Origin of the sequence: Henriciella mobilis (assembly GCF_003576315.1) — a bacterium.
Classification (GTDB): domain Bacteria; phylum Pseudomonadota; class Alphaproteobacteria; order Caulobacterales; family Hyphomonadaceae; genus Henriciella; species Henriciella mobilis.
The window spans coordinates 15,267-37,089 of record NZ_QWFZ01000032.1; the positions used below are offsets into that span (position 1 = coordinate 15,267).

Genomic DNA, 21,823 nt, shown 5'->3' on the forward strand with positions numbered 1-21,823 from the left:
ATCAACCGCCGATCGTGGCCACAAGAATGGCCTTGATCGTGTGCAGCCGGTTCTCGGCCTGTTCGAACTGGATTCCCGCGGGCGATTCAAAGACCGCGTCAGTAACTTCCATTTCGGATATCCCGAATTTCTCCAGCATGTCCCGGCCGACGTCGGTTTCTGCATTGTGGAATGCCGGCAGGCAATGCATGAATTTGGTTGTCGGCTTGCCTGTTGCCGCCATCAAATCGGCATTGACCTGATAAGGCCTGAGCAATTTGATCCGTTCTTCCCAGACCTCGGCTGGCTCGCCCATCGACACCCAGACATCAGTATTGATGAAGTCACAGTCCTTGACGGCTTCGACCGGGTCTTCGGTGATCGTCAGCCGGGCTCCATACCGGGCTGCCAGCTCTTTGGCAGGCTGCAAATAGTCGTCGCTTGGCCAGAGGCTCCCGGGCGAAGCGATGCGGACATCCATACCCATCAGACACCCGGCGATCATGAGGGAATGACCCACATTGCTATGGGCATCGCCGACAAAGGCGTAGGATATGTCGCGGAGCGGCTTGTCGGCATGTTCGTGCATCGTCATCAGGTCCGCCAGCATCTGGGTCGGGTGCCATTCATCCGTCAGACCGTTGAATACGGGCACGCCCGCATAGGCGGCAAGTTCTTCGACCTTTCCCTGCCCAAACCCGCGATATTCGATCGCATCGTACATTCGCCCAAGGACCCGAGCCGTGTCCTTCATTGATTCCTTGTGACCGATATGCGAGCCGGACGGCCCGAGATAGGTAAAGCCTGCTCCCTGATCCATGGCCGCAACTTCGAACGCACACATCGTACGCGTCGAGGCCTTCTCGAAGATCAGGCAGATATTCTTGCCTTTCAGGCTTTGGTGTTCGATGCCGGAATATTTCGCGCGTTTCAGATCACGCGACAGATCGAGAAGATAGCGCATTGCGCGCTGGTCGAAATCCAGCAGTTTCAGGAAACTGCGTCCTTGAAGATTATAGGCCATTATACGTCCTCATCATGAATATACGGGTGCCAAACGGGCACTTAAAAATCGACCGGATCGCGCCAGACCGGGCAGGTCATGCAATGGCCGCCGCCGCGGCCTCGCCCGAGTTCGGATCCACGGATCGTGATCACTTCGATACCGGCTTTGCGCAGGAGCGTGTTGGTCGATGTGTTGCGGTCGTACGCGACAACGACCCCCGGTTCGAGGGCGACGACATTGTTGCCGTCGTCCCATTGCTCGCGCTCCTGATTGTAGGCGTCGCCGCCCGTTTGAACGATGTTCAGCTTTTTGAGCCCAAGCGCCTCAGCCGCTATCACAAAAAGGTGACGGCTCTCCTTTGTGACGCATACGTGGTCGGGCTTGTCGCAGGGTTGCAATGTATAGCATTGGATCTGGTCGCAAACCTCGACAAAAGCCGTCGCGACATCCCGGTCACAATGGGAAAAGACCGTGTCCAGGTGCATCGCGCTGCGTGCGCGCGGCATCTGACAGGCGATGACACGGGTCGCGGCCCCGTTTTTAAACAAGGCGCGCGCCACTTGTCCAACCGCCTGCGGGCTGGTGCGTTCGCCCATCCCGATAAGGACAGTGCCGTTGCCCCATGGCATGACGTCGCCGCCCTCCAGCGTCGCGGGGCCGTGATCGGTATCCGGATCGCCCCACCAGACTTTGAAATCACCGTGTGCAAATGCCGGGTGAAATTTGTAGACAGCGGCGACGAGCAGCGTTTCGGGCCGCCGCGCGGGCCAGAACATCGGGTTCAATGTCAGGCCGTTGCCGATCCAGCAACTATTGTCGCGCGGGAACTGCGTGTTTGGCAGTGGCGGTATGACAAATCCGTCCGGACCCAGATAGCTGCCGAACATGTCAGTGGCCTTAAACGGCAGGTCATGAACGGCAATTCCGCCTATCAGAAACACCGCCAGTTGATAGGGGGGAAGTTCGCTCAGCCAGGCGCGCAACTCCTCCGGCATGCCGACGCCGACCTGGTCGTCGGTCACCCGCCGGTCGAGGATCCAGTTGCGGGCCTCAGGCATCGCGACAATCTCACTCAAGAGGTCATGAAATTCGTAGACTTCAACCCCGCGATTGGCCATTTTCATGCGAAAGTCGGCATGATCGGTTCTGGCTTCCTGCACCCAGAGAACATCATCGTAGAGCAACGCATCGGCGTTTGCGGGCGTTAGCCGTGAGTGCGCGAGCCCTGGCTGACAGGTAATGACTTTGCGCAGCTTGCCGATTTCAGAATGTACACCGAAGCCTGTCATTGGAGAGGTCCTTTCAAAAACACGTTGAATTGCGGTTCAGTATGCGGCGTTGAAGACTGTGCCCGCTCAGTTGATCAGGGTTGCGATCGTCAGAGACCCCATAACCAGGACGACCAGCCCGAGCAGGAGCGGCCACATGAACCGGAGCCAGCGCTGGTAGGGCACACCGCCAATCGCGAGTGCTCCCATGACGACCGCAAAGGTCGGGTTGATGAGGTTCACCAGCCCGTTCGCCGACTGATAGGCGGTCACCACAAGCGAGCGGTCAACGTCCGAGAAATCGGCAAGCGGTGCCATGATTGGCATGCTCAAGACGGCAAGACCCGAGGACGATGGTACCAGGAAGGACAATCCAAGCTCTATCCCGAACATGGTGTTGATGAACCCGATGGGCCCGAGCCCGCTCAAGGCGCCTTCGCCCGCATGCAGGATCGTGTCCGTCATCTTGCCTGCGTCCATGATCACCACGATTCCGCGTGCAATGCCGATTATGAGCGCCACGCCGAGAAGGTCTTTCGCGCCCGCCATGAAGGCGTCGATAAAGCCCTCTTCACCCATCCAGGAGGCGACCCCGACAAGGATAGATGCAGCGATGAACAGGGCCGACATCTTGTCCATCCACCAGCCTTGCGAAGATACGCCCCATATCATGATGGCGAAGGTCGCAGCGAAAATGATCAGGGTCAGGATTTGTGATCGTGAGAGCGGCGCGTCCGGATCATGGCCGTCGCTCTTGAAGCGGGCAGCGATTTCGTTTTTCTTGTCGGCGATGATCGATTTGGAGGGATCTGCTCTCACCTTGACGGCGTAGCGCATCACGTAGGCCGAACAGATCGCCCAGCCTGTTACCAGAATGAAAACCCGCAGGGTCAGCCCGTCCGTAAACGCGATGCCAGCCGCGTTTGAAGCGATAACCGTGGCGAACGGGTTTATCGTCGAACCGAGGACGCCGATCCCCGCCCCGAGCAGGATAACGGCAACGGCGACGACGGCATCAAACCGGGCGGCCAGCATGACCGGTATCAGGAGCCCATAAAAGGCGAGCGATTCTTCGGCCATGCCATAGGTCGTGCCGCCAACAGCAAAGAAGGCCATAAGGATCGGGATCATCCAGATCTCTCGCCCCCTCAAGGCCGACATGCAGCGTTCGATTGCATGATCGATGGCGCCTGTCCGGGTCACAACGCCGAGAAATCCACCGATGATGATCACGAACAGCGCGACATCGATAGCCTGCGCTTGATTGCTGTCCGGGTTATAGAACCCGCCAATCGGTGCGAGAAATACATCGACAATCCCTTGCGGGTTGGCATCAACGGTTTCGTATGTCCCTGGAATCGGTACCTCACGGCCCAGTTCCGCATTCTCCGCTCGCTGATATTGCCCTGCCGGTACAATCCATGTCCCCAACGCAACGAGGGCAATGAGCGCGAACAGGATTGTATAGGCAGTTGGAAACTTGAAGCCCTTCGATGGGGCCTGTGCATCGTCCGTTTCAATTGAGTCTGACATGTTTTCAGCCCCTCTCCTAGAATGCGACGGATGCGTAGAGCATGAAGTGAGACCAGGTCTCATCACCGCCCGTAAATTGTTTGGCGCCGTCGCCCGGCACCATCACAGCGGCTGCCGCCGACAGGAACAAGCGATCGGTCGCCTGCCAGTCGAGGAAGATATCGACTTCGTCTCCGAACGCCTCATCGTCCACACCGATCTGGCCAGGTTCATCCAGAGTGAAATTGAGCCAGGAAGCGGTCAGCGACACGGTGTCAGTCAGCGTGGCAGAGCCTTTGACCATATGGGTTTTCTGGTTGGAGTTCCCGAAAATCCAGTTGCCCGTGATCTCACCCTGATACCATTGGCCGTAATCGGTGAAGCCGTAGGCGAGCGGTACGAATTCTTCATTTTGCGGCGTCGACGGATCATCGCCTGTGACGACGGCGTAGCGATAGGTGATTGTCGGCTCAAACGGCAAGCTATCGAGCTTGTAGCGGCCTTGAAGGTAGCCGCCTTGGCCCTCATAGAAACCGGCCCCTTCCTGCAGGGCGTACTCGCCAGAAAATGTTAACCGGTCAGAGACGTCAATCGCGGCGCGCACATCGTAGGTTTTCAGTTCCTCGGCTGTGTTTGCGGTGACCGGGTCATCAAAATGGGCAACTTCGACATAGGTTGCGCCAATTGAGGCGCGCTCGGAGATGTCATACTCGGCATTGACCCCGCCGACATGCGCCTTGATACCGGCCCGGCCCGGATTGTTGCCAAGCCAGAACCCTTCCAGCAGCAGATCTCCTTGCTTCAGGCGAACGAGGCCGCTGCTGCGCGACGCCGAACGGGCACCCAGGTAGAAGCCGCCTCGGTCGCCGCCATCACGGCCACCATCCTTGATCAGGAAGCCGGTACCAATTTCATAGTCAAAATCGCCGCCGATGACCTCGAAGAAATCATCTTCGCCAAGTTCTGCCTTCCAGCCGACATAGAGCTTTTCGAGCGTCGCCTTGCCGGGGTCGCTGATCCCGGCGGCGAAACCTTCTGCGCTCTCGCCGTATGTCTTCGTCCCGACAGCAGACAGGCCGGCTGACAATTCCCCCCCAAATACATTTTTCAATGTCAGGTACAGTTGCGGCTCAACTGCGAACTCCGCCCATGTGCTTGTATCGACACCGATGTTCGCTTCGGGCTCTCCAAACCAGGGATTGCTTTGCGCAAAAACGACTGTGGCTGCGTCGAGACCAACATCAATGGCGACAACGTCACTGTCGTAGAGATTGATCTGGGCCATGGCTGGAAGGGCCGCAACGCCGAGTCCAATAATTGACAGAAGCGCTGTTCTGCAGGCAGGGCCCCGGGGACAATGCGCACGCACGTGTGAGTGAGGCGTATACGTGTCGGCCTTGAGGTTTCTCATCATCGGTGTCTCCAATGCGCATGGGACCAAGCCTGCCGCAAATGGGAGCGATCAGCCTTTATGGTGATACGGCATGGACGCCACCTTCCCTCACTCATTACACCGGGAACTTACACAGCCGCCGTTTTTCAATACAGTTGAAACATTCAATACTGGCGGGTTTGCTCCGCTCTAGGGTCGGGTGATGACCAAGTTACCAGCTCCTAACTACACGCCCGCACTCGGCCCTCATGGTTCGATAGAACTTTATGATCGCGCCATTGCTCTCCTGACCCGTGAGAAAACATGGCGAGCCAGGCTGCTCGTCGCTTTGGCCCCCAGAGGCGGAGAGACAATCATCGATATCGGCGCGGGCACTGCGAGCATGGCGTGTCTGATCAAAACAACGCAGCCTGGCATTCGCATGATCGCAATTGATCCGGACCCCGACATACGAACGATCGCCGAAGCGAAAGCGGTAAGAGCTGGAGCCGCTATCGAATTCGTAACCGCGATGGGCGACAAAAAGATTGACCACATTGTCCGGCCGGGAAGCGCGGACAAGATTCTGATCAGCCTCGTGCTCCACCAGTGCCCGGTCTCTGTTAAAACAAGTATCCTCGCAAACGCTTTTCGCCTCCTCAAACCCGGTGGCGAGTTGCTGATCGCTGATTACGGTCGGCAGCGCTCAATACCGATGAAGCTTGCTTTCAACCTGGTCCGCCTGACCGATGGCTATGCCGACACCAGAGCCAACAAGGACGGCCGGCTGCCCGAATTCATGCGGGGTGCGGGATTTACGCATGCCAAAGAGCAGAGCGTCACGCTCACGCCGACCGGATCGATCTCCATCTATTCGGGCACCAAACCCTAGGCTCACTGCCAGGCGGTTTGGCGCCGCGACGTACCGATCTTGCAACGCACACGCCTCGGTCCACGCCATCACGGTTTCAATAGAGCGCCGATCCAATACCGAGGGCGGCATTGGTCTTCGCGATGGATTTTTGTGAATCTGTCGAAAGCCCTGTCAGCGCCCTGATCGCATCAATCGTTTCCGGGATGACGATCGCCTGATTGTCGACCATATAGGCATAAAAGAGTTCATTATTCTGAATCGTAACCAGGTCTTCCCAAAGAGCGACTTCGTATAGGTTGTCATTTGGACGTTTCAGGTCGGCCATGAGTTCCTTGACACTGTTTATACCCGTCAGTCCGTCGTCCAGTCTGACCATGGCGATACGCGTCGAAGAGTGAAATGCCGCCAATACCTCCTCTCGGTCGGCGGCGCGCGACAGTTCAACGTTCCAATAATGCAGATGCGCAAGTGTTTCCGGCACCTTGACCGCCATCGTCACGACATCGAAATCCGGATCGACGCTTTGGGCATCCGGGCCTTGATGGCTTGGAATGCTTTGTTCCGGGACTAGCGTGTTCATGATGCCGCTCTGATGGCTTTCCCAGGGATCGGTGGCGCGGCGCAAAAGCGTGCCGCGCGCCTTTTTGAGCAAACCTGCCCGTTTCAGCGCGCCGAGCGTTCGAACAATCGACGTCGTGTTGCAGGAGACAATCCGCGTTTCATATCTGCCCACAGCGCTGTCAAAATTCGATTCGGCGACGAATGAGTGCTCGGTAAGGGCGTGGGGTTCGCCACCTTGTACAATGAATCTGAGCCCCCGCTTTCGGAAGAGAGCAACATTTCCGGTTGCAACATGTTTCGGTGTGCAATCGACGACAATATCTGCCTCGTCCAGGAGGTCATCCAAATTGCCTGACAGTACTATACCCGCTTTGCTCATCGATGTGTGCGCCTTTGGGGTTGCCGCAAAGACTCGATAGCCTCGCTGGTTCGCGACACGCAGCCGCCAGTCAACAGATGTATCAGCGATGCCTGCCAGCTGCATATCGTCCTGGCGTGTCACGGCATCGGCAACGCGTTTGCCGATGACACCGTAACCGTTTACGGCGACCCGGATTGACTTGTCAGACATGCTCTTGCTCCTTCAGTGACAGATTTTTCTGCGTTGCGACCAGGTTTTGCGGCTCGCCCGCTAGATACGTCTTGATGTTCTTGATTGTGGTTTCGGCAATGCGGGCGATGGCTTCTCGCGTATTGAAAGCGGAGTGAGGTGTCACGATCACATTGGGCATTCGCAATAGAACCTGGTCGGCAACCAGGGTGCGCAGATCATCTCCGTCACAATCAACCGAACAGATCAGCTCTGCCTCTTCGCGAAGCATGGGTTCATCAGGCAGGACGTCAAGTCCGGCCGCCGCCACCTTTCCGCTCTTTAAAGCCTCGATGAGCGCATGGCTATCGACCACGTCGCCGCGCGCCGTGTTGATGATTACGACACCGTCCTTCATGCGCATGAAGGCGTCCGCAGATAGGAGATGACGGGTCTGAGGCGTGGACGGCACGTGCAGGGATATTATGTCTGCGGTCGTTAGGAGGTCGTCAAAAGTCCGATAAGAAAAGCCCTCGCGCGTCGCAAAATCGGAATCCGGCACGATGTCAAATGCACAAACATGCATGCCAAACCCGTGAGCAATGCGGACAACATGCCGCCCGATGGCGCCGGTGCCCACCAGGCCTAGTGTCTTACCGGCGAGATCGAAGCCCGTCAGTCCGGCAGGAGAGAATGGCCCTGAGCGAGCGCGCTCCACCGCCTCGAGCAAGCGATGGCTGAGTGCAAGGAGGAGGGCGAAGACATGTTCGGCGACGGTATTTTCGCCATAGACCGGCACATTGCAGACACGAATGCCGCGTTCGGCGCACAGGGCGGTGTCAATGTGGTCAAATCCTGTCGATCGCGTCGCGATCAATTTGAGCGCTGGCAGCTGATCCAGAACCGCACGATCGATGGCCGAATTTATGAAGGTGGAAACAATTTCGGCATCAACGAAGGCGCCGGCATTTCCGGCCGAGAGAGCTTCATCTGTCAGTCTCAGACTGTTGCCTGGCTTCAGACTGTCAAACGTTGCCGCGTCTCGCGGCTCTATTTCGAAAAACGCAATTTGCATCACTCTGAACCATGCTCCTCGATGGCGACAACCTGTACGAAACTGAAGCCGGGCCGCCGCGGATTCAGCGCGTTCTTTCGCAGAGGCAACCCAGGCGATCGGGGGCCTTCCCGGTGCGAACTGGCTCATTTGGCTCAAAGTAAATGACGGTTTTTTCCGACGCCTGTGCTCAGCATGTTTCATGAAAGACTAATACAGATACGCGGCAGTGGTCCGGCGCACTCATACGCAGACGAAATTCTTCACGAGGCATGATGCTGCGCAGAACTGATCACCAGCCCCCATCGCGGGAAAAGCGCTCTTGGTTTCATACAACGCGAATAGTTTGCGCTTGTCAGGATACCTTGATCTATTGACGGCCTGGCCAAGGGGTGAACCCCAACCAGACGTATCTGACTGTGTGGATAAAGCCCCTTTCATTCCAGATCCGAAGGCAGCCACCGCAGACGCCGGCCATCTGCCTGCCGATTCAAGCGCGTCGACACGGCATGCTGCGCTTGCCGTTTTCGCAGCCATGTCCATCGCTTTTATCTGGGTTAATTCTCCGGCTGTTGGGACCTACGATTTTATCCATCATACGCCTTTCTCGATTCAACTCGGAGAGGTCGGGCTGTCCAAACCACTTGTCGATTGGATCAATGAGGGCCTGATGGTCTTCTTCTTCTTTGCGGTCGGGCTCGAAATCAAACGAGAAGTTTTGGTCGGCGACCTTGCATCGCCGCGCAGGATCGCCCTTCCCGCGATTGGCGCACTGGGCGGTATGCTCGCCCCTGCTGCAATCTATCTGATGTTCAATGCGGGTAATCCGGACACCGAACATGGCTGGGCGGTACCGGTCGCGACCGATATTGTACTCGCACTCGCCGTCTTGTCGGTACTTGGTGCCCGCGTTCCGGCCAGTCTGAAAGTCTTCCTGATGGCGCTCGCCGTATTCGATGATTTCGGAACGCTGGCTGTCATCGCGCTCTTCTATACTGAGGGGGTGAGCCTCGTCTCGCTGACTATGGCTGGTTTCGGCCTTGCCGTCCTGATCGGGTTCAACCGAATGCGCATTTCAAATATGACGCCCTATGTCCTGATAGGCATATTTGTGTGGGTCGCGGTTCTGGAATCAGGCGTGCATGCGACCATTGCCGGTGTCCTCGTGGCCTGGACCATTCCGCTTACAATCAATGGGCGCCCCGTACTTGCGGTCATCGAAGCGGGCATGAAGCCATGGGTCGCTTATGGGGTTGTCCCGATCTTCGCCTTTTTCAACTCCGGCATTCACTTGGCGGGCATAACGCCATCCTCCCTGCTCGGACCCGCCAGCCTCGGCGCCGGGCTGGGCCTTTTCCTTGGCAAGCCGCTTGGTGTATTTGGTGCGGCCAGCCTGGCTGTCTGGAGTGGGTTAGGCAAACGACCTTTCGGCGTCAGCTGGCTGCATTTGCTCGGCGCGTCCTTTCTGGCGGGGGTTGGGTTTACAATCAGCCTGTTCGTGGCGGCGCTCGCATTCGATAGTCCAACCGCTTTGCAAGGGGTCACTTTGAGTGTGATCATCGGGTCCACGCTTTCGGCGGTGACCGGGCTTGGCCTGCTTGCTGCCGCCAGACAAAGGCTCCAGCCACTCAGACCCGATGAGACATTCGCTCGATGATAATGTTGCTGGTGCGCCCTTACTGGCCATTTGCGGCGATGCCAATCGTGTTGCCACCCAATTGGCGTCCCCACCGATGAAGACCTCGTACGGCTGAGCCGGATGCGGTCGCAGGCGTTCAAATCGACCACACAATCACCTGAAATATTTGGACCGCTTGCAAGCCAGGATACACCGACCTGCCAGCTGGGATAGAAACGATATCCGAATATTGGGCGCAATCCTGCAATGATTCCTTAGGTGGCGTCGCCTTCGACTTGGCACGTTCACTCCGAGGGCGCGAACGGCTGCGGTCCCAGCCTCGTGAGTGAGTCTAGAATGGGTCTCGCAATGTCGCGGAAGCGCCTGCGGGCTGGACGTCTTGTTTCGTTTAGCTGCAAAAAAACTGAAACGTGTAATGCGCGGCCAAGGTCTGCGTCTGTTCGTCTTGCAGTCCTATTGGCTGCGATGTGGCTCGGACGGCGAACCACATCACAATACAGGAAAGTTTAAGATGAACTCTCACCAAAGTCCCCGCCGGCAAACTTCCGATGGCTCAAGCCACTCCTCCCACACTTTACCCAAGGTCTTGACCTGCGTCATATCCAGCCTTGGGATTGGCCTGTTTGGCGTGGGACTAGGTGCAATCGTGGCACCTTATATCGCAGAAACCGCTGCGCTGATTGCCCTTCTCGGACTGACGGTTCACCTTGTCGCCTTGATCCGCAGCGTTCGCCACAGACGCCCAGGCATATCCGATCAGCAACTTTGGCTCACAGCAATCTATCTAAGCTGCTGGACCATACTGATCGTGCTCACTTTACGCCTGTTTAAGGTTTGGTTTTGATGGATCCTGGGCAATTGATACCTCATTGAAGGAATACGGAGCGGCCATGACGAGGCGTTCAAAGTTGACGAGAAAGAGTGATTGCGCGCGTCTTTCGCTGAATGTCGCGTCTGCTTGCGGGCGGCAAAGTCCAAAAAGCGCAAGGGGATTGGTTTGAGCCAGGATATCAGGGACCGACAATATCAGGCGGATTTGACGGTAATATCGTGCAGAATATCGCCGGCATGCGCAAAGTGATCGGCCGCATTTGAGAGGTGGCGATAAATTTCCCGACGCTTGAGCGTCTCCATGACAAAGGAAACCCCTTTCAGGACAGAGTCGCAGCTCGCCTTATCGTCCGGTTCGAGCAAAGGTCGTAAATCCTCACTGAGGTCCTTGCGTCGCGCCGCCAAATCGTTGGCATAATGCTGCGGGCTGAATAATTCGGCTATCGCTCGCCGATAGACTTTCTCAACGTGACGCTCGGTCTTGCGAACAGCGTTTGCGGCGCGTTCCGCTTCCCCCGGATTGGTTTTCAGAACACTGAATCCGCGTTGCAGTGATCTGGCGCCCTGCAGCAGCAAGTCAGCCATTTCAGCCATAGGCTTGTCGGGGCTCACTCCAAGAACATCCATCTCCCACACCGAGGTTTTGGCATAGTTGAGCCCATCATCGATAGCGGTAATCGCGCGGTAGATGTCTTCACGATCATAGGGCGTTGCGAAGGAACGGTTCAGTATATCGATGTTTCTTGCTTTCAAACTGTCGCCTTCGTGTTCGAGCTGGCGAACCCTGTCGGCAGCGGCTTGGTCCCCCGTCATCATGAATTCAGCAAAAACCTCCATCCCCTGCACGACGAGTTCACATTGATCATTGAGCAACTGATGAAAATCTGGCGTGCGCGGAAACAGTCCGTTCAAAATCCGAACAAGGCTCGGAGGACGCTTAACGTCACCTGGGCGTTTCGACATCATACTTCCTTTCTCGCGTGCCCCGAGGGCGTCCTGCTAAACGATTGCGCCAAGCGCTTGCATAAGAAGATACAGCGCGATCGATATCGCGGCTGCACCGGGCATGGTAATCAGCCAGGCGCCTATGATGTGCTGCGCCGTGCCCCAGCGGACCGACTTTGGACGCTCAGATGCACCGATGCCCATTATGGACGTGCTCACGACCTGAGTGGTTGAAACCGGCGCGCCCGTCATGGACGCGGCCAGAATCAGGCTTGCCGATGCAAGCTGGGCATCAAGCGCATGAATGGGTCTGACTTTGTAGATCCCGAAGCCGAGCGTTCGAACGATCCGCCAACCACCTGAAAACGTGCCCAAAGTGATGGAAGTTGCGCTTGCGAGGATCACCCAAATCGGCACGGTGAACTCTGCATTGACGCCGCTGATCACAAGTAACATGGCGATAATCCCCATCCCCTTTTGAGCGTCATTCGTACCATGAGAAAAGGCGAGCGCTGCGGTCGCCACCCATTGAAATCCGCGCAAGTTACGATTGACGGCCGGACGAGCGCCGCGCAGCGCAAATCTTACCAAGCGGTGGATAATCCAGCCGAACAGAAATCCGAGGACTGGCGAAATAAGCAGCGCACCCAGGACCTTGGTGACGCCGCTCACGCGCCCTGCGTTCAACTCGGACATCCCCCATACGACATGCTCTGGTCCGGCAGAAACCAGCACAGCCCCAACCAGACCGCCTACGAGCGCTTGAGAAGAGGATGCTGGCAGTCCGAACCACCAGGTAATTAAATTCCACCCGATTGCGCCCCCCAAGCCTGAAAGCACAATCGTGAGCGACGCGATATTCTGTAGATCAGTGACATCAATAAAGTTGCCGATCGTATTGGCAACGGCTGTTCCACCCAGAACAGGGCCAAGAAAGGTGAATACGGACACAAGTATCGCGGCTTGTATTGGCGTTGCTGCTCGCGAGGCGACAATTGTGGCAAGCATATTCGCGGCGTCCTGGAGGCCATTGGTATAATCATAGGCCAGCACGATCAGAATTCCGGCGATCAACAAGACAAGAGTGTTGGTCATCGACCCGCCCGCAGGATTTAAGAGACTGAAGACACAGCAGCTGCGCTGCGCACACGCCACAATCGCTTCCCTGTCGCGGGTTCGTTTGGCCGGGAGAGACAGCTCATTCTGCGGCAGTCAACCGGATCTGGCGATCGTCGCAAGATCTCGATTTGGTCAGGCCGAGATCTATGCGCGCCAGTGTCCGGCGAAGTCGCACAGCTTCTGGTGTATGGCCGTCCCCGCGACGTTCCAGCTTTGCCAGTTTCTCCCGGAAGATTGGCACATAGACCATGATGACTGGTCGCCCGTCACATTGATCCTGACTGTCTGTCATCTGGCGGCCTCCTGGTCGGCGATCGACGCGGAAAACGGATTGTCGCGTCTGCGATAGGGTGATCAACATCAAACGGATGCAAACGTTTGAGTTTACTCTGATATGATACGCATATGACGCGCGAGGCCCTCATACGTTACAGTTCCAACTGTTTGGACCGAGCTGCGGCCGCATCGAAAATCAGCCGAACGGGCTGCTCTGACATTTCCATGCTGGCAAGAGTCCGGGTCGAGAGTGCGCCCCTGTTCCAGGTTACAGCGTTTAGCATCGTGTGCTGGAAGACGAAGTGAATCATCGATGCAGGGCTGCAATGGTTTTCTTTGTGGCCTGCAAGACAATTGTTTCATCGGGAACGGCCAGGGCCTTGTCCGTCTCCGGACAATCAATCGATTTGATGATATGCCGGATCGTATTCAATCGCGCCTGGCGCTTGTCGTCGGTGTGAACGGCAAACCACGGCGCGTGCGTCAAGTCCGTACGACGCAGCATGTCATCGCGCGCAGCCGTATAGTCATCCCACTTTTCGAGTGCGACCGCATCAATCGGGCTTTTCTTCCATTGTTTGAGCGGATCTTTATCACGGTCTGCGAGGCGGCGCGACTGTTCAGGCTTGCTTATGTCGAGATAGTATTTGAGAATCTGGGTTCCGTCGCCAACCAGCATTTTTTCGAACGCGCCAACATTGTCATAAAACGCTTCAACCTGGTCATCACTGGCAAATCCCATGACCCGTTCCACCCCGGCGCGATTGTACCATGACCGATTGAACAGGACGATTTCTCCATCGGCTGGCAAATGCGACGCGTAGCGTTGGAAATACCAGCTCCGCGTGTCCCGGTCTGACGGCTTTCCAAGCGCAACGACGCGCGTCTCTCGCGGACTGAGATGTTCGGTGATCCGCTTGATGATGCCGTCTTTGCCAGCCGCATCCCGTCCTTCAAATATTATTAGTATACGATGGTTATGCGCTATTGCCCGTCGCTGAATTTTGACAAGCTCAATCTGCAGGTCACGCAAGTCATGTTTGTAGACTTTCTTGGAGCGTCCTGCCTCTTTTTTGTCATCTCTGGGCATTGGCGAACGGTCTTTCATCATTTACGGGCGACACCTGTCGAAGGGGGCCACGCGCGGGCTCAGTCCGATACAGATAGTCGCGTGTCAGCGGCACAGCATCCTGGCGTTTGGCGAGTTGAAGCTGGAAGACGTTGTGGACGCCATGCCGGAATGACAATTCACTGCACACGAGGTAGAAATCCCACATACGTACAAAGCGATCATCATAGAGCGCTTTGGCCTCGTCTGCTCGCGCGAGAAACCGTGATCGCCAGGCTTTGAGGGTTTCTGCATAGTGCAGGCGCAGGATTTCAACATCGAGGACCATCAGGCCGGCTTTTTCGATCGCAGGCAGGATTTCAGATAGCGCCGGTATGTAACCGCCTGGAAAAATGTGGCGGGCGATCCATGGATTCGTCGCTCCCGGTCCTGGGGTCCGCCCAATCGTGTGAATGAGCGCCGTGCCGTTATCTTTCAGGCACGTCGCAATCTGATCGAAATATTCGCGATAGTGCGGCACACCGACATGCTCAAACATGCCTACCGAGACGATACGGTCATAACGCCCGGTCAGATTGCGATAATCCTGAAGCTCGAACTCCACTCTGTCGCTGACGCCCATGTCGTCCGCGCGCTCGCGGGCAAGGCAATGCTGCTCGCATGACAGAGTGACCCCGTGAACACGGACATTTTCACGGCCGGCAAGATGTAAGGCCAGTCCGCCCCACCCGCATCCGATATCGAGCACAGTGTCGCCCGGTTTCAGGCACAGCTTGCGTGCGACATGATCTTTCTTGAAGCGTTGTGCATCGGCCAGAGACGTCTCCGGGTCAGGGAAGTAGGCGCATGAATACTGCATGTCCTCATCGAGGAAGAGGCGGTAAAGATCGTTGCCGATATCATAATGGTGCGCGACATTTCGAGCCGAGCGTGCGCGTGGATTGAACTGCGCGACCGCCCGAAACGTCTTTCTGAGGAATGCCGGTAGCGAGGCACTCGGGCTGCCATCAGACAATATATTCGTCCAGAAAATATCCAGCAGATCATAAAGGTCGCCCGCTTCCAGCACCAGCCCCCCCTCCATATAGGCCTCGCCGAGCTGCAGTTCCGGATCGAGCAGGATGCGGCGAAGCCATGCTTCCGATTTGATTGCGATACGGATCGGGCTAACGCAGTATGAGCCGAAGAGGGACGTCGCGCCATTTGGAAACGTGACTTCCAGGCATCCTTTGCGAATAGATCGGTCAAGCCGGCTCCTGGCGATTGCACTCCAAAGGCTCATTGGGAAAATCCTTCTCGTCTGGCGCAAGCGCAACGTCCGGCGCTCACCACATACTCTGATACGGGTAAGACGGCCCGGCCCCTGAACCATTACACTCAGGGCCCAGCGCCATATTAAAAGTGACCGAAAATCCGTTCGCGCTTGAGGGCGATTCTGGCGGCGTGCGTATCACACTCCTCAAGCCCCAATATACGTGGAACCGCTTACGAATATGACGTCCGACCCAAGCCCTTCAGAACGGCGCAAACGAGCCATTGAAGCTGCGCTCATCGAGTCGCATCAGGACATGTTTCGGTTTCTGAAGCGAAAATTGCGCAACGATGCGGATGCCAAGGATGTGCTGCAAGAATTCTATGTTAAGGCGCTGACCCGGTTTAATGATCTTAAAGATGAAGACCGGCTTCGAGGCTGGTTGTCTCAGATTCTTCGTTCGACAATCGCTGATCATTTTCGAGCAATGACGCGCTCAGACAAAGCGCTGGAAACCTATGCGGCAGAGGCTGCCCTCCTGTTCGATGATGATGAGATCGACTTTGTTATTTGCGCATGCCTATACAAAATGTTGCCGACACTGAATCCCGACTACGCGGATCTGATCTGGCGGGCTGACCTTATCGGTGAAGATCGCTCTGTGATTGCTCATGATCTCGGCCTGTCTGAGAATGCGCTTCGAGTGAAACTTCACCGCGCACGCCGGGCCATGCGCCAGCGCCTGGAACAAACCTGCCTGACCTGTATCGAACACGGCTATTTTCAATGCGCCTGTCCGGGCGCTGAAGACTTGCGAAAACGCGTTGAAGCGACCGCCTTGTCCATACCTCCGGGCCAGGTTGTTCCTTGATACGTTTTCGCAGCGGCGGGGTGTAACGCCGCTCCGGTTCGCGCGTCTTTGTTTTCAGGTCCGCAATAGGCGGTTTTTGCTTGTGCTCGCCGAGCCAGGACGAAATTGAAGAGAAGGAGATCGCCATGAACCGTGTCAAGAAAAGCGCCGTCCAAACGCCCAAAGCCAAAGTCAAACCGCCCGTCAAAAAGGGCTGTTGTTGCGCAGGCGGCTCGAAGCCGGGCCGAGGCAAGGAAAAATCGATGCCAGCGCTAAAAAGCGCTGGTGACGCAGCCTGACCCTTTCGTTCTCAATCGCCCCCTTACCGCGAAAGCCTCAAGCCATGCCAGATGATCAACGTATGACAGCTAAAAAACCCCGCAAAGCCAAACGCTCTGATCCCAAAAAGAAAGCGTCCAAGAGCGCCCGCCGGGCGCAATCAAGGCCGGAGTCCGCAAAGCCCATTCAAGCCTCGTCCCGGCCCAGCCTGCCAGACGCCGCTGCTTATGGGGTTGATCTCATGCAGAGACAAACTCTGTTCTTTGACGCGTTGCGCCAGCGCGCCAACACAATGCTCGCCCATGAGCGAGACGGCATGCCACCTGTCTTGAAGTTCAAGTATGAGCTCGTGGCGGACGCAGCGACATTTGAACCTGCGTGCAATTATCAACTTCTAAAAATACTCGAGATTGGCGATATCTGCCTCGACGATTGTCTTGATCCAGACAAACCACCCGTGATCATTATCGATCCCCGCGCGGGTCATGGCCCCGGCATTGGCGGATTCAAAGACGATTCTGAAGTCGGCATCGCTCTACATGAAGGCTACCCCGTATACTTCGTCGTGTTCACGCCTGACCCTGTTTCCGGTCAAACGCTAGCCGATGTGTTGGCGGGCCTGCGCCAGTTTGTAGAACTCGTGGCCGAGCGACATGATGGCGAGGCGCCAGTGCTCTATGGCAATTGCCAAGGCGGATGGGCGGCGGCACTTCTGGCGGCTGATTGCGAAGGCCTTGCCGGACCGATTGTGATGAACGGGTCACCGCTCTCCTATTGGGCCGGTGAACCCGGTGCCAATCCGATGCGGCTTGCGGCAGGATTCCTCGGAGGGGCCTGGATCAATCACTTCTTGTCTGATCTCGGAAATGGCCGGTTCGATGGCGCCTGGCTGGTCCAGAATTTCGAAACCCTCAAACCTGAAGGGGCAATCTTCCGGAAATATGCCGATCTGTTTGAAAACGTCGATACAGCCGCCGACAGGTTCCTGGATTTCGAGCGTTGGTGGGGCGGCTTCTACCGCCTGAGCCGCGAAGAGATTCTTGCGATTGTCGAAAACCTCTTTATCGGCAACCGGCTTGAAAAAGGTCTGGTGAAACTCGGGGCCCATTGTGAGATTGATTTAAAACAGATCCGCAATCCTCTCGTCATCTTCGCCTCACATGGCGACAATATCACCCCGCCACATCAGGCACTTGGTTGGATCCCAGCGGTTTATGAGACGACCGAGGCACTCATCGCAGCCGATCAACGCATTGTCTATCTGATCAATCAACATGCCGGGCATCTCGGCATCTTTGTATCTGCGAGTGTCGCGCGCCTCGAACATCGCGCGATGCTGGAAAACCTTTCCGATATCGAAGCGCTGGAGCCTGGGCTCTATGAAATGAGGATCGATAATCCGACCGGCGATCCTGATTGCGACCACGACCAGTACATTGTGCGGTTTGAACCCCGCCGGGTTGAGGACCTGGTATTCGAAACCCAGCCTGAGGCATTTGAGCGTGTCGGGCGTCTGTCGGCGCAATTGGAGACGGCTTATTCGAACTTCGCCAGCCCGTGGGTGCGCGCCTGGTCTAATCCGGTCACAGCAGAGCTTATGAAATGGTCTCATCCGATGCGGGTGACACGCTACATGTTCTCAGAACGGTTCAATCCAGCTATGGCGATGACCGCCGCGTTTGCACCCATGGTTCGCGCCAATCGAAAGGCTGTCAATGAGGACAATCGCTTTCGCACAGCTGAAAAGATGGGCGTCGACTGGATCGAGACCGGCCTGACCCGCATGCGCGAGTCTCGCGATGCCGCATCCGAACTGGCCTTCAGCTGGCTCTATGACTGGCCCGTATTGCCTGAACCTATAAAGGACGAGGCGGCAAAGAAATGAGCGCCCTCGACACCCCCCAGCGCGAAAGTCATCGCGTCCTCACCGTCAATAGCGGGTCTTCAAGCCTGAAAATCGCGCTCTTCCGGGTCGGAAACGACGTGGTCAAGACAATGTCGGGCGCCGTCACCGGCATTGGCGCATCAGAGGCGAGAATGTCAGCTGAGACCGCTTATGGCGACACACTTTGGGACGAACGCACCTGCTGCATCAACCACCCCGTTGCGCTGGAAACCTTCTTTCATGAGATGGCCGCTCATGTCGATCTCGGCGGCATTTCTGCGGTGGGACACCGGGTTATGCATGGAGGTCCCGACTACACAACGGCCCAGCGTCTGACTCCGAGAGTCGAAGCGGATCTGCGCGAACTGATTCCATTGGCGCCGCTGCATATGCCTGCAAACCTTGATGGCATCGTTGCCACGCGCCTGCGTTTACCGAATGCGATGCAATATGCCTGTTTTGATACGGGCTTTCATGCAGACATGCCGATCGCGGCCCAACGCACAGGACTGCCGCCTGCGATGGAAGACAGATATGTCCGCCGGTTCGGCTTTCATGGCCTCTCCTACGCATTTATTGTCTCAGATCTTGCCGCCCGCGCCGGTGAGGCGATGTCCAGGCAACGTCTGCTGGTTGCGCATCTCGGTGCGGGCGCAAGTATGGCCTCAATCGAGAATGGCCAAACCATAGATACAAGCACGGGATTTTCGGCGCTTGCGGGACTGCCCATGGCGACCCGAAGCGGCGATGTCGATCCCGGGCTGCTCTTATACCTCATACTGGAAAAAGGCTGGGCCCCATCAGTCTTGCACGACCAGCTTTATCATGGCGCAGGCTTGCTTGGGCTTTCGGGTCTGAGCGGTGATGTAAAAACTCTGCTCAAAACAGACGACCCGCGCGCGAGCGACGCGCTTGCGCAATTTGCCTATCAAGCTCGCAAGCAAGCTGGCGCACTGATCACCGCCATGGGCGGTGTTGACCGGATCATCTTTACCGGCGGCGTTGGCGAACACGCGCCCTCGATCCGCGCCGCCATCTGCGAGCCACTTAGCGATCTCTATGGAATAAATTTTGACACCCGAGCAAATGATCTGGGTGAAACGTGTATTTCAAAGCCGGACAGTTCGGTGATTGTCGAAACGGTTCACACTGACGAGGCGATGATGATCGCCCGTTACGGACGCGCGATGCTTGAAGCCACCCCAGTGCAGATAGAGCGCCGGGTCTCATGACTGGTTTTCGAGATTTTGCCGACCTCAAGACCGCTGCCGACTCAGGACCGCCCGTGAAGGTCGCCATTGTCTGTGCGGCGCAACGAGACGTCCTACTCTCGGTCGACGAAGCCGTTAAGCGCGGCTGGATCCATCCAATCCTGATCGGCGACCCTGATGCGATCAAGGCCGAAGCCGAGGCGGCAAATCTCACATTCCATCCCGATCAGGTCTTGCCCGCCTGGAATGAGGCAGAAGCAGCCCAACGCGCAGCCGGTTTACTGAAATCGGGCAGCACGCATGCCGCCATGAAAGGCCTGATCCATACCGACGTCTTGCTAAAAGAACTGCTCAACGCCAATGCTGGTCTGCGTCAGCCTGGAGCGCGGGTCAGCCATGTCTTTCTGGCGGACATTCCAGCCTATCCGAAACTGCTTGCGATTACAGATGCCGCAGTCAACATCGCCCCGGATTTGGGCGCGAAAGCCGCTATCCTGCAGCACGCTATCGATCTTATGGTTTCTATTGGTATCGACCAGCCCAAAGCCGCAATCCTTTCAGCAATTGAGACTGTCAATCCGCTGATCAGTTCCAGCCTTGATGCCGCGGCACTCTCGGTCATGTCCCTGCGCGGTCAGGTGCGCGGCGCAGTCGTTGACGGACCGCTCGCCTTTGACAACGCAATTTCGCTTAAAGCCGCGGAAATCAAAGGCATTGCCTCGCCTGTGGCTGGGGATGCCGACATTCTACTCGTCCCAGATCTCGTTTCTGGCAATATCCTCGCTAAGAATCTGGAATATATGGCTGACGCGATGCTTGCCGGCCTGGTGCTTGGCCTGAACGCACCCATCGTCTTGCCATCGCGTGCCGATCCGGTGAACGCACGGCTCGCAGGTCTGGCGCTGGCGCGCCTTAGCCTAGCCGCAAAGGACCGCAAATCCGCGACGCGAGACAAAGCCCCGGTCTGGCCGGTGCACGCAACGCGCAGCTCACCTTTACCGGAAGCGGACTGCTGCCCGCCCAGCCATCCCACGCCAACCTCCCCCACATCACTCAATGGAGACGCTCATGCCAAGTCATGACCCCGTTATCTGCGCGCCAGTGCGCACCGCCATCGGCGCCTTTGGCGGTAGTTTGAAAAACGTCCCGGCGTCCGATCTTGGCGCTATAGCGATCAAGGCCGCTCTGGAACGGGCAGGACTTGCACCGGATCGGGTCGATACCGTTATTATGGGCCAGGTTCTGCAAGCCGGCGCCGGAATGAACCCGGCGCGTCAGGCAGCGATAGGTGCGGGTCTTCCTGTCAACGTCCCCGCGATGACCGTCAACCGGGTCTGCGGATCCGGCGCGCAGGCGGTCATAACCGCCGCGCAAGACGTCATGCTTGGCCACGCGGCGTGCGCCGTCGCTGGCGGCATGGAGAATATGGACCAAGCCCCGTTTCTGCTTGGCAAAGCGCGTTACGGCTATCGTCTGGGCGACGGGGCGCTCATTGACAGTCTTCTTAGGGACGGGCTGAACGATGCCTTTTCCGGCGAGCATTCCGGCTGGCATACCGAAGACTTAGCCGAACAGAACCAAATCAGCCGTGCCGCTCAGGATGCCTGGGCGTTGCGTTCGCAAAGCCGGTTCTCGAAAGCCCAGAGTGACGGTCTTTTCGACGCCGAGATTGTGCCCGTTGAGATGAAAACCCGTAAAGGGATTTCGGTATTCGATCGGGACGAGCACAATCGCCCGGATACGACTCTAGACAGTCTTGCGCATCTGAAGCCGGCCTTCCGAGAGCATGGAACGATCACAGCCGGGAATGCTCCCGGATTGAACGCGGGCGCTGCTGCAATGATCGTTGCTGACCGGGCCTGGGCAGAGACAAACCAGCTGCAGCCTGCGGTCCGGATTGCCGGCATGGGCGTCGGCGCCGTCGAACCCGGACTGTTCGGCCTTGGTCCTGTACCTGCTGTGAAACAGGCATTGGAGCGGGCCGCCTGGCCACTTGCATCGGTGGAACGGGTCGAAATTAACGAGGCCTTCGCGGCCATTGCCGTCGCTTTGGTCGGCGAGCTGGGATTCTCCGAGGACATAGTGAATGTCGAGGGCGGCGCCATTGCACATGGCCATCCAATCGGCGCGACGGGCGCTGTTCTGTCCGTACGGCTGATCCATGCCATGCAACGAGACAATCTTAAGCGCGGCATCGTCACCCTCTGCATTGGCGGCGGACAGGGCGTCGCGCTCGCGCTCGAACGTATCCCATCCTGACCCGGCGCATCTCCCCCCAACTGCCCCGACGCCGGTTAACAGGGAACGCCGTC

The 21,823-nt window shown here is 57.1% G+C and carries 19 protein-coding genes; 8 read left to right on the forward strand and 11 right to left on the reverse strand.

The window, feature by feature from the left end:
- Nucleotide 1: 1 nt before the first annotated feature.
- From argF to D1227_RS14295, 4 genes are all read right to left on the reverse strand, one after another.
- Nucleotides 2-1,003 (reverse strand): ornithine carbamoyltransferase, encoded by a 1,002-nt coding sequence (gene argF / locus D1227_RS14280; protein ID WP_045656388.1) that lies wholly within the window; start codon nt 1,001-1,003, stop codon nt 2-4.
- Between the two features lie 41 nt (nt 1,004-1,044).
- Nucleotides 1,045-2,274: an arginine deiminase gene (locus D1227_RS14285; protein WP_045656389.1), complete on the reverse strand. Its 1,230-nt coding sequence runs from the start codon at nt 2,272-2,274 to the stop codon at nt 1,045-1,047.
- 66 nt (nt 2,275-2,340) lie between these two features.
- The gene (locus D1227_RS14290) at nt 2,341-3,786 is read right to left on the reverse strand and encodes a YfcC family protein (protein ID WP_119377437.1); all 1,446 of its coding nucleotides are present in this window, start codon (nt 3,784-3,786) and stop codon (nt 2,341-2,343) included.
- A 16-nt stretch (nt 3,787-3,802) separates the two neighbouring features.
- Nucleotides 3,803-5,050: an alginate export family protein gene (locus D1227_RS14295; protein ID WP_045656391.1), complete on the reverse strand. Its 1,248-nt coding sequence runs from the start codon at nt 5,048-5,050 to the stop codon at nt 3,803-3,805.
- A gap of 310 nt (nt 5,051-5,360) precedes the next feature.
- On the opposite strand from D1227_RS14295, the gene D1227_RS14300 reads away from it, so the two are divergent.
- Entirely contained in the window at nt 5,361-6,029 is a 669-nt protein-coding gene (locus tag D1227_RS14300; RefSeq protein ID WP_045656392.1) for a class I SAM-dependent methyltransferase, read from the forward strand.
- Nucleotides 6,030-6,105: 76 nt separating this feature from the next.
- Here the strand turns inward: D1227_RS14300 and D1227_RS14305 are convergent, their stop codons facing one another.
- Together D1227_RS14305 and D1227_RS14310 are read right to left on the reverse strand one after the other, a co-directional pair.
- Entirely contained in the window at nt 6,106-7,143 is a 1,038-nt protein-coding gene (locus tag D1227_RS14305; RefSeq protein WP_119377439.1) for a type II glyceraldehyde-3-phosphate dehydrogenase, read from the reverse strand.
- Complete coding sequence (locus D1227_RS14310; protein ID WP_045656394.1) at nt 7,136-8,176, reverse strand: hydroxyacid dehydrogenase; 1,041 nt, start codon at nt 8,174-8,176, stop codon at nt 7,136-7,138. Before D1227_RS14310 ends, D1227_RS14305 begins: the two co-directional genes overlap by 8 nt.
- A 457-nt stretch (nt 8,177-8,633) precedes the next feature.
- On the opposite strand from D1227_RS14310, the gene nhaA reads away from it, so the two are divergent.
- Nucleotides 8,634-9,812: a Na+/H+ antiporter NhaA gene (nhaA, locus tag D1227_RS14315; protein ID WP_045656395.1), complete on the forward strand. Its 1,179-nt coding sequence runs from the start codon at nt 8,634-8,636 to the stop codon at nt 9,810-9,812.
- A gap of 1,008 nt (nt 9,813-10,820) precedes the next feature.
- Here nhaA and D1227_RS14320 read toward each other — a convergent pair.
- The 5 genes from D1227_RS14320 to D1227_RS14335 form a co-directional block, all read right to left on the reverse strand.
- A complete protein-coding gene (locus tag D1227_RS14320) occupies nt 10,821-11,588 on the reverse strand; it encodes a DUF47 domain-containing protein (RefSeq protein WP_119377853.1) in 768 nt (255 codons plus the stop codon).
- A 36-nt stretch (nt 11,589-11,624) separates the two neighbouring features.
- On the reverse strand, nt 11,625-12,665 hold the full coding sequence (locus D1227_RS14325; RefSeq protein WP_119377440.1) for an inorganic phosphate transporter: 1,041 nt from the start codon (nt 12,663-12,665) through the stop codon (nt 11,625-11,627).
- A gap of 103 nt (nt 12,666-12,768) precedes the next feature.
- On the reverse strand, nt 12,769-12,981 hold the full coding sequence (locus D1227_RS19830; RefSeq protein WP_035542146.1) for a hypothetical protein: 213 nt from the start codon (nt 12,979-12,981) through the stop codon (nt 12,769-12,771).
- Between the two features lie 291 nt (nt 12,982-13,272).
- Complete coding sequence (gene ppk2 / locus D1227_RS14330) at nt 13,273-14,076, reverse strand: polyphosphate kinase 2 (RefSeq protein WP_119377441.1); 804 nt, start codon at nt 14,074-14,076, stop codon at nt 13,273-13,275.
- Nucleotides 14,042-15,316 carry an SAM-dependent methyltransferase gene (locus tag D1227_RS14335; protein ID WP_119377442.1) on the reverse strand — a complete coding sequence of 425 codons (1,275 nt, stop codon included), beginning with the start codon at nt 15,314-15,316 and terminating at the stop codon, nt 14,042-14,044. The genes ppk2 and D1227_RS14335 overlap by 35 nt, the downstream gene beginning before the upstream one ends.
- A gap of 211 nt (nt 15,317-15,527) precedes the next feature.
- Here D1227_RS14335 and D1227_RS14340 point away from each other — a divergent pair, with 211 nt between their 5' ends.
- The 6 genes from D1227_RS14340 to D1227_RS14365 all read left to right on the forward strand — a co-directional run bounded on the left by D1227_RS14340 (nt 15,528) and on the right by D1227_RS14365 (nt 21,770).
- Nucleotides 15,528-16,157, forward strand: a complete 630-nt coding sequence (locus D1227_RS14340; RefSeq protein ID WP_119405112.1) for an RNA polymerase sigma factor — start codon at nt 15,528-15,530, stop codon at nt 16,155-16,157.
- Between the two features lie 125 nt (nt 16,158-16,282).
- Nucleotides 16,283-16,435 (forward strand): hypothetical protein, encoded by a 153-nt coding sequence (locus tag D1227_RS19965; protein ID WP_158085701.1) that lies wholly within the window; start codon nt 16,283-16,285, stop codon nt 16,433-16,435.
- Between the two features lie 221 nt (nt 16,436-16,656).
- A complete protein-coding gene (locus tag D1227_RS14350; RefSeq protein ID WP_233349723.1) occupies nt 16,657-18,300 on the forward strand; it encodes a DUF3141 domain-containing protein in 1,644 nt (547 codons plus the stop codon).
- The gene (locus D1227_RS14355) at nt 18,297-19,532 is read left to right on the forward strand and encodes an acetate/propionate family kinase (RefSeq protein WP_119377444.1); all 1,236 of its coding nucleotides are present in this window, start codon (nt 18,297-18,299) and stop codon (nt 19,530-19,532) included. Before D1227_RS14350 ends, D1227_RS14355 begins: the two co-directional genes overlap by 4 nt.
- Nucleotides 19,529-20,593 (forward strand): bifunctional enoyl-CoA hydratase/phosphate acetyltransferase, encoded by a 1,065-nt coding sequence (locus D1227_RS14360; RefSeq protein WP_119405113.1) that lies wholly within the window; start codon nt 19,529-19,531, stop codon nt 20,591-20,593. Before D1227_RS14355 ends, D1227_RS14360 begins: the two co-directional genes overlap by 4 nt.
- Nucleotides 20,580-21,770, forward strand: coding sequence for an acetyl-CoA C-acetyltransferase (locus D1227_RS14365; RefSeq protein WP_084398738.1), 1,191 nt, complete (start codon nt 20,580-20,582; stop codon nt 21,768-21,770). Before D1227_RS14360 ends, D1227_RS14365 begins: the two co-directional genes overlap by 14 nt.
- The last annotated feature ends 53 nt before the right edge of the window (nt 21,771-21,823 follow it).

Coding starts and splice junctions, on each gene's coding strand:
- D1227_RS14325 (WP_119377440.1), bottom strand. CDS start 12,665: ATGACCAACACTCTTGTCTTGTTGATCGCCGGAATTCTGATCGTGCTG.
- D1227_RS14285 (WP_045656389.1), bottom strand. CDS start 2,274: ATGACAGGCTTCGGTGTACATTCTGAAATCGGCAAGCTGCGCAAAGTC.
- D1227_RS14355 (WP_119377444.1), top strand. CDS start 18,297: ATGAGCGCCCTCGACACCCCCCAGCGCGAAAGTCATCGCGTCCTCACC.
- D1227_RS14340 (WP_119405112.1), top strand. CDS start 15,528: ATGACGTCCGACCCAAGCCCTTCAGAACGGCGCAAACGAGCCATTGAA.
- argF (WP_045656388.1), bottom strand. CDS start 1,003: ATGGCCTATAATCTTCAAGGACGCAGTTTCCTGAAACTGCTGGATTTC.
- D1227_RS14305 (WP_119377439.1), bottom strand. CDS start 7,143: ATGTCTGACAAGTCAATCCGGGTCGCCGTAAACGGTTACGGTGTCATC.
- D1227_RS14350 (WP_233349723.1), top strand. CDS start 16,657: ATGCAGAGACAAACTCTGTTCTTTGACGCGTTGCGCCAGCGCGCCAAC.
- D1227_RS19830 (WP_035542146.1), bottom strand. CDS start 12,981: ATGACAGACAGTCAGGATCAATGTGACGGGCGACCAGTCATCATGGTC.
- ppk2 (WP_119377441.1), bottom strand. CDS start 14,076: ATGATGAAAGACCGTTCGCCAATGCCCAGAGATGACAAAAAAGAGGCA.
- D1227_RS14365 (WP_084398738.1), top strand. CDS start 20,580: ATGCCAAGTCATGACCCCGTTATCTGCGCGCCAGTGCGCACCGCCATC.
- D1227_RS14360 (WP_119405113.1), top strand. CDS start 19,529: ATGACTGGTTTTCGAGATTTTGCCGACCTCAAGACCGCTGCCGACTCA.
- D1227_RS14335 (WP_119377442.1), bottom strand. CDS start 15,316: ATGAGCCTTTGGAGTGCAATCGCCAGGAGCCGGCTTGACCGATCTATT.
- D1227_RS14300 (WP_045656392.1), top strand. CDS start 5,361: ATGACCAAGTTACCAGCTCCTAACTACACGCCCGCACTCGGCCCTCAT.
- D1227_RS14290 (WP_119377437.1), bottom strand. CDS start 3,786: ATGTCAGACTCAATTGAAACGGACGATGCACAGGCCCCATCGAAGGGC.
- D1227_RS19965 (WP_158085701.1), top strand. CDS start 16,283: ATGAACCGTGTCAAGAAAAGCGCCGTCCAAACGCCCAAAGCCAAAGTC.
- D1227_RS14295 (WP_045656391.1), bottom strand. CDS start 5,050: ATGGCCCAGATCAATCTCTACGACAGTGACGTTGTCGCCATTGATGTT.
- D1227_RS14310 (WP_045656394.1), bottom strand. CDS start 8,176: ATGCAAATTGCGTTTTTCGAAATAGAGCCGCGAGACGCGGCAACGTTT.
- D1227_RS14320 (WP_119377853.1), bottom strand. CDS start 11,588: ATGTCGAAACGCCCAGGTGACGTTAAGCGTCCTCCGAGCCTTGTTCGG.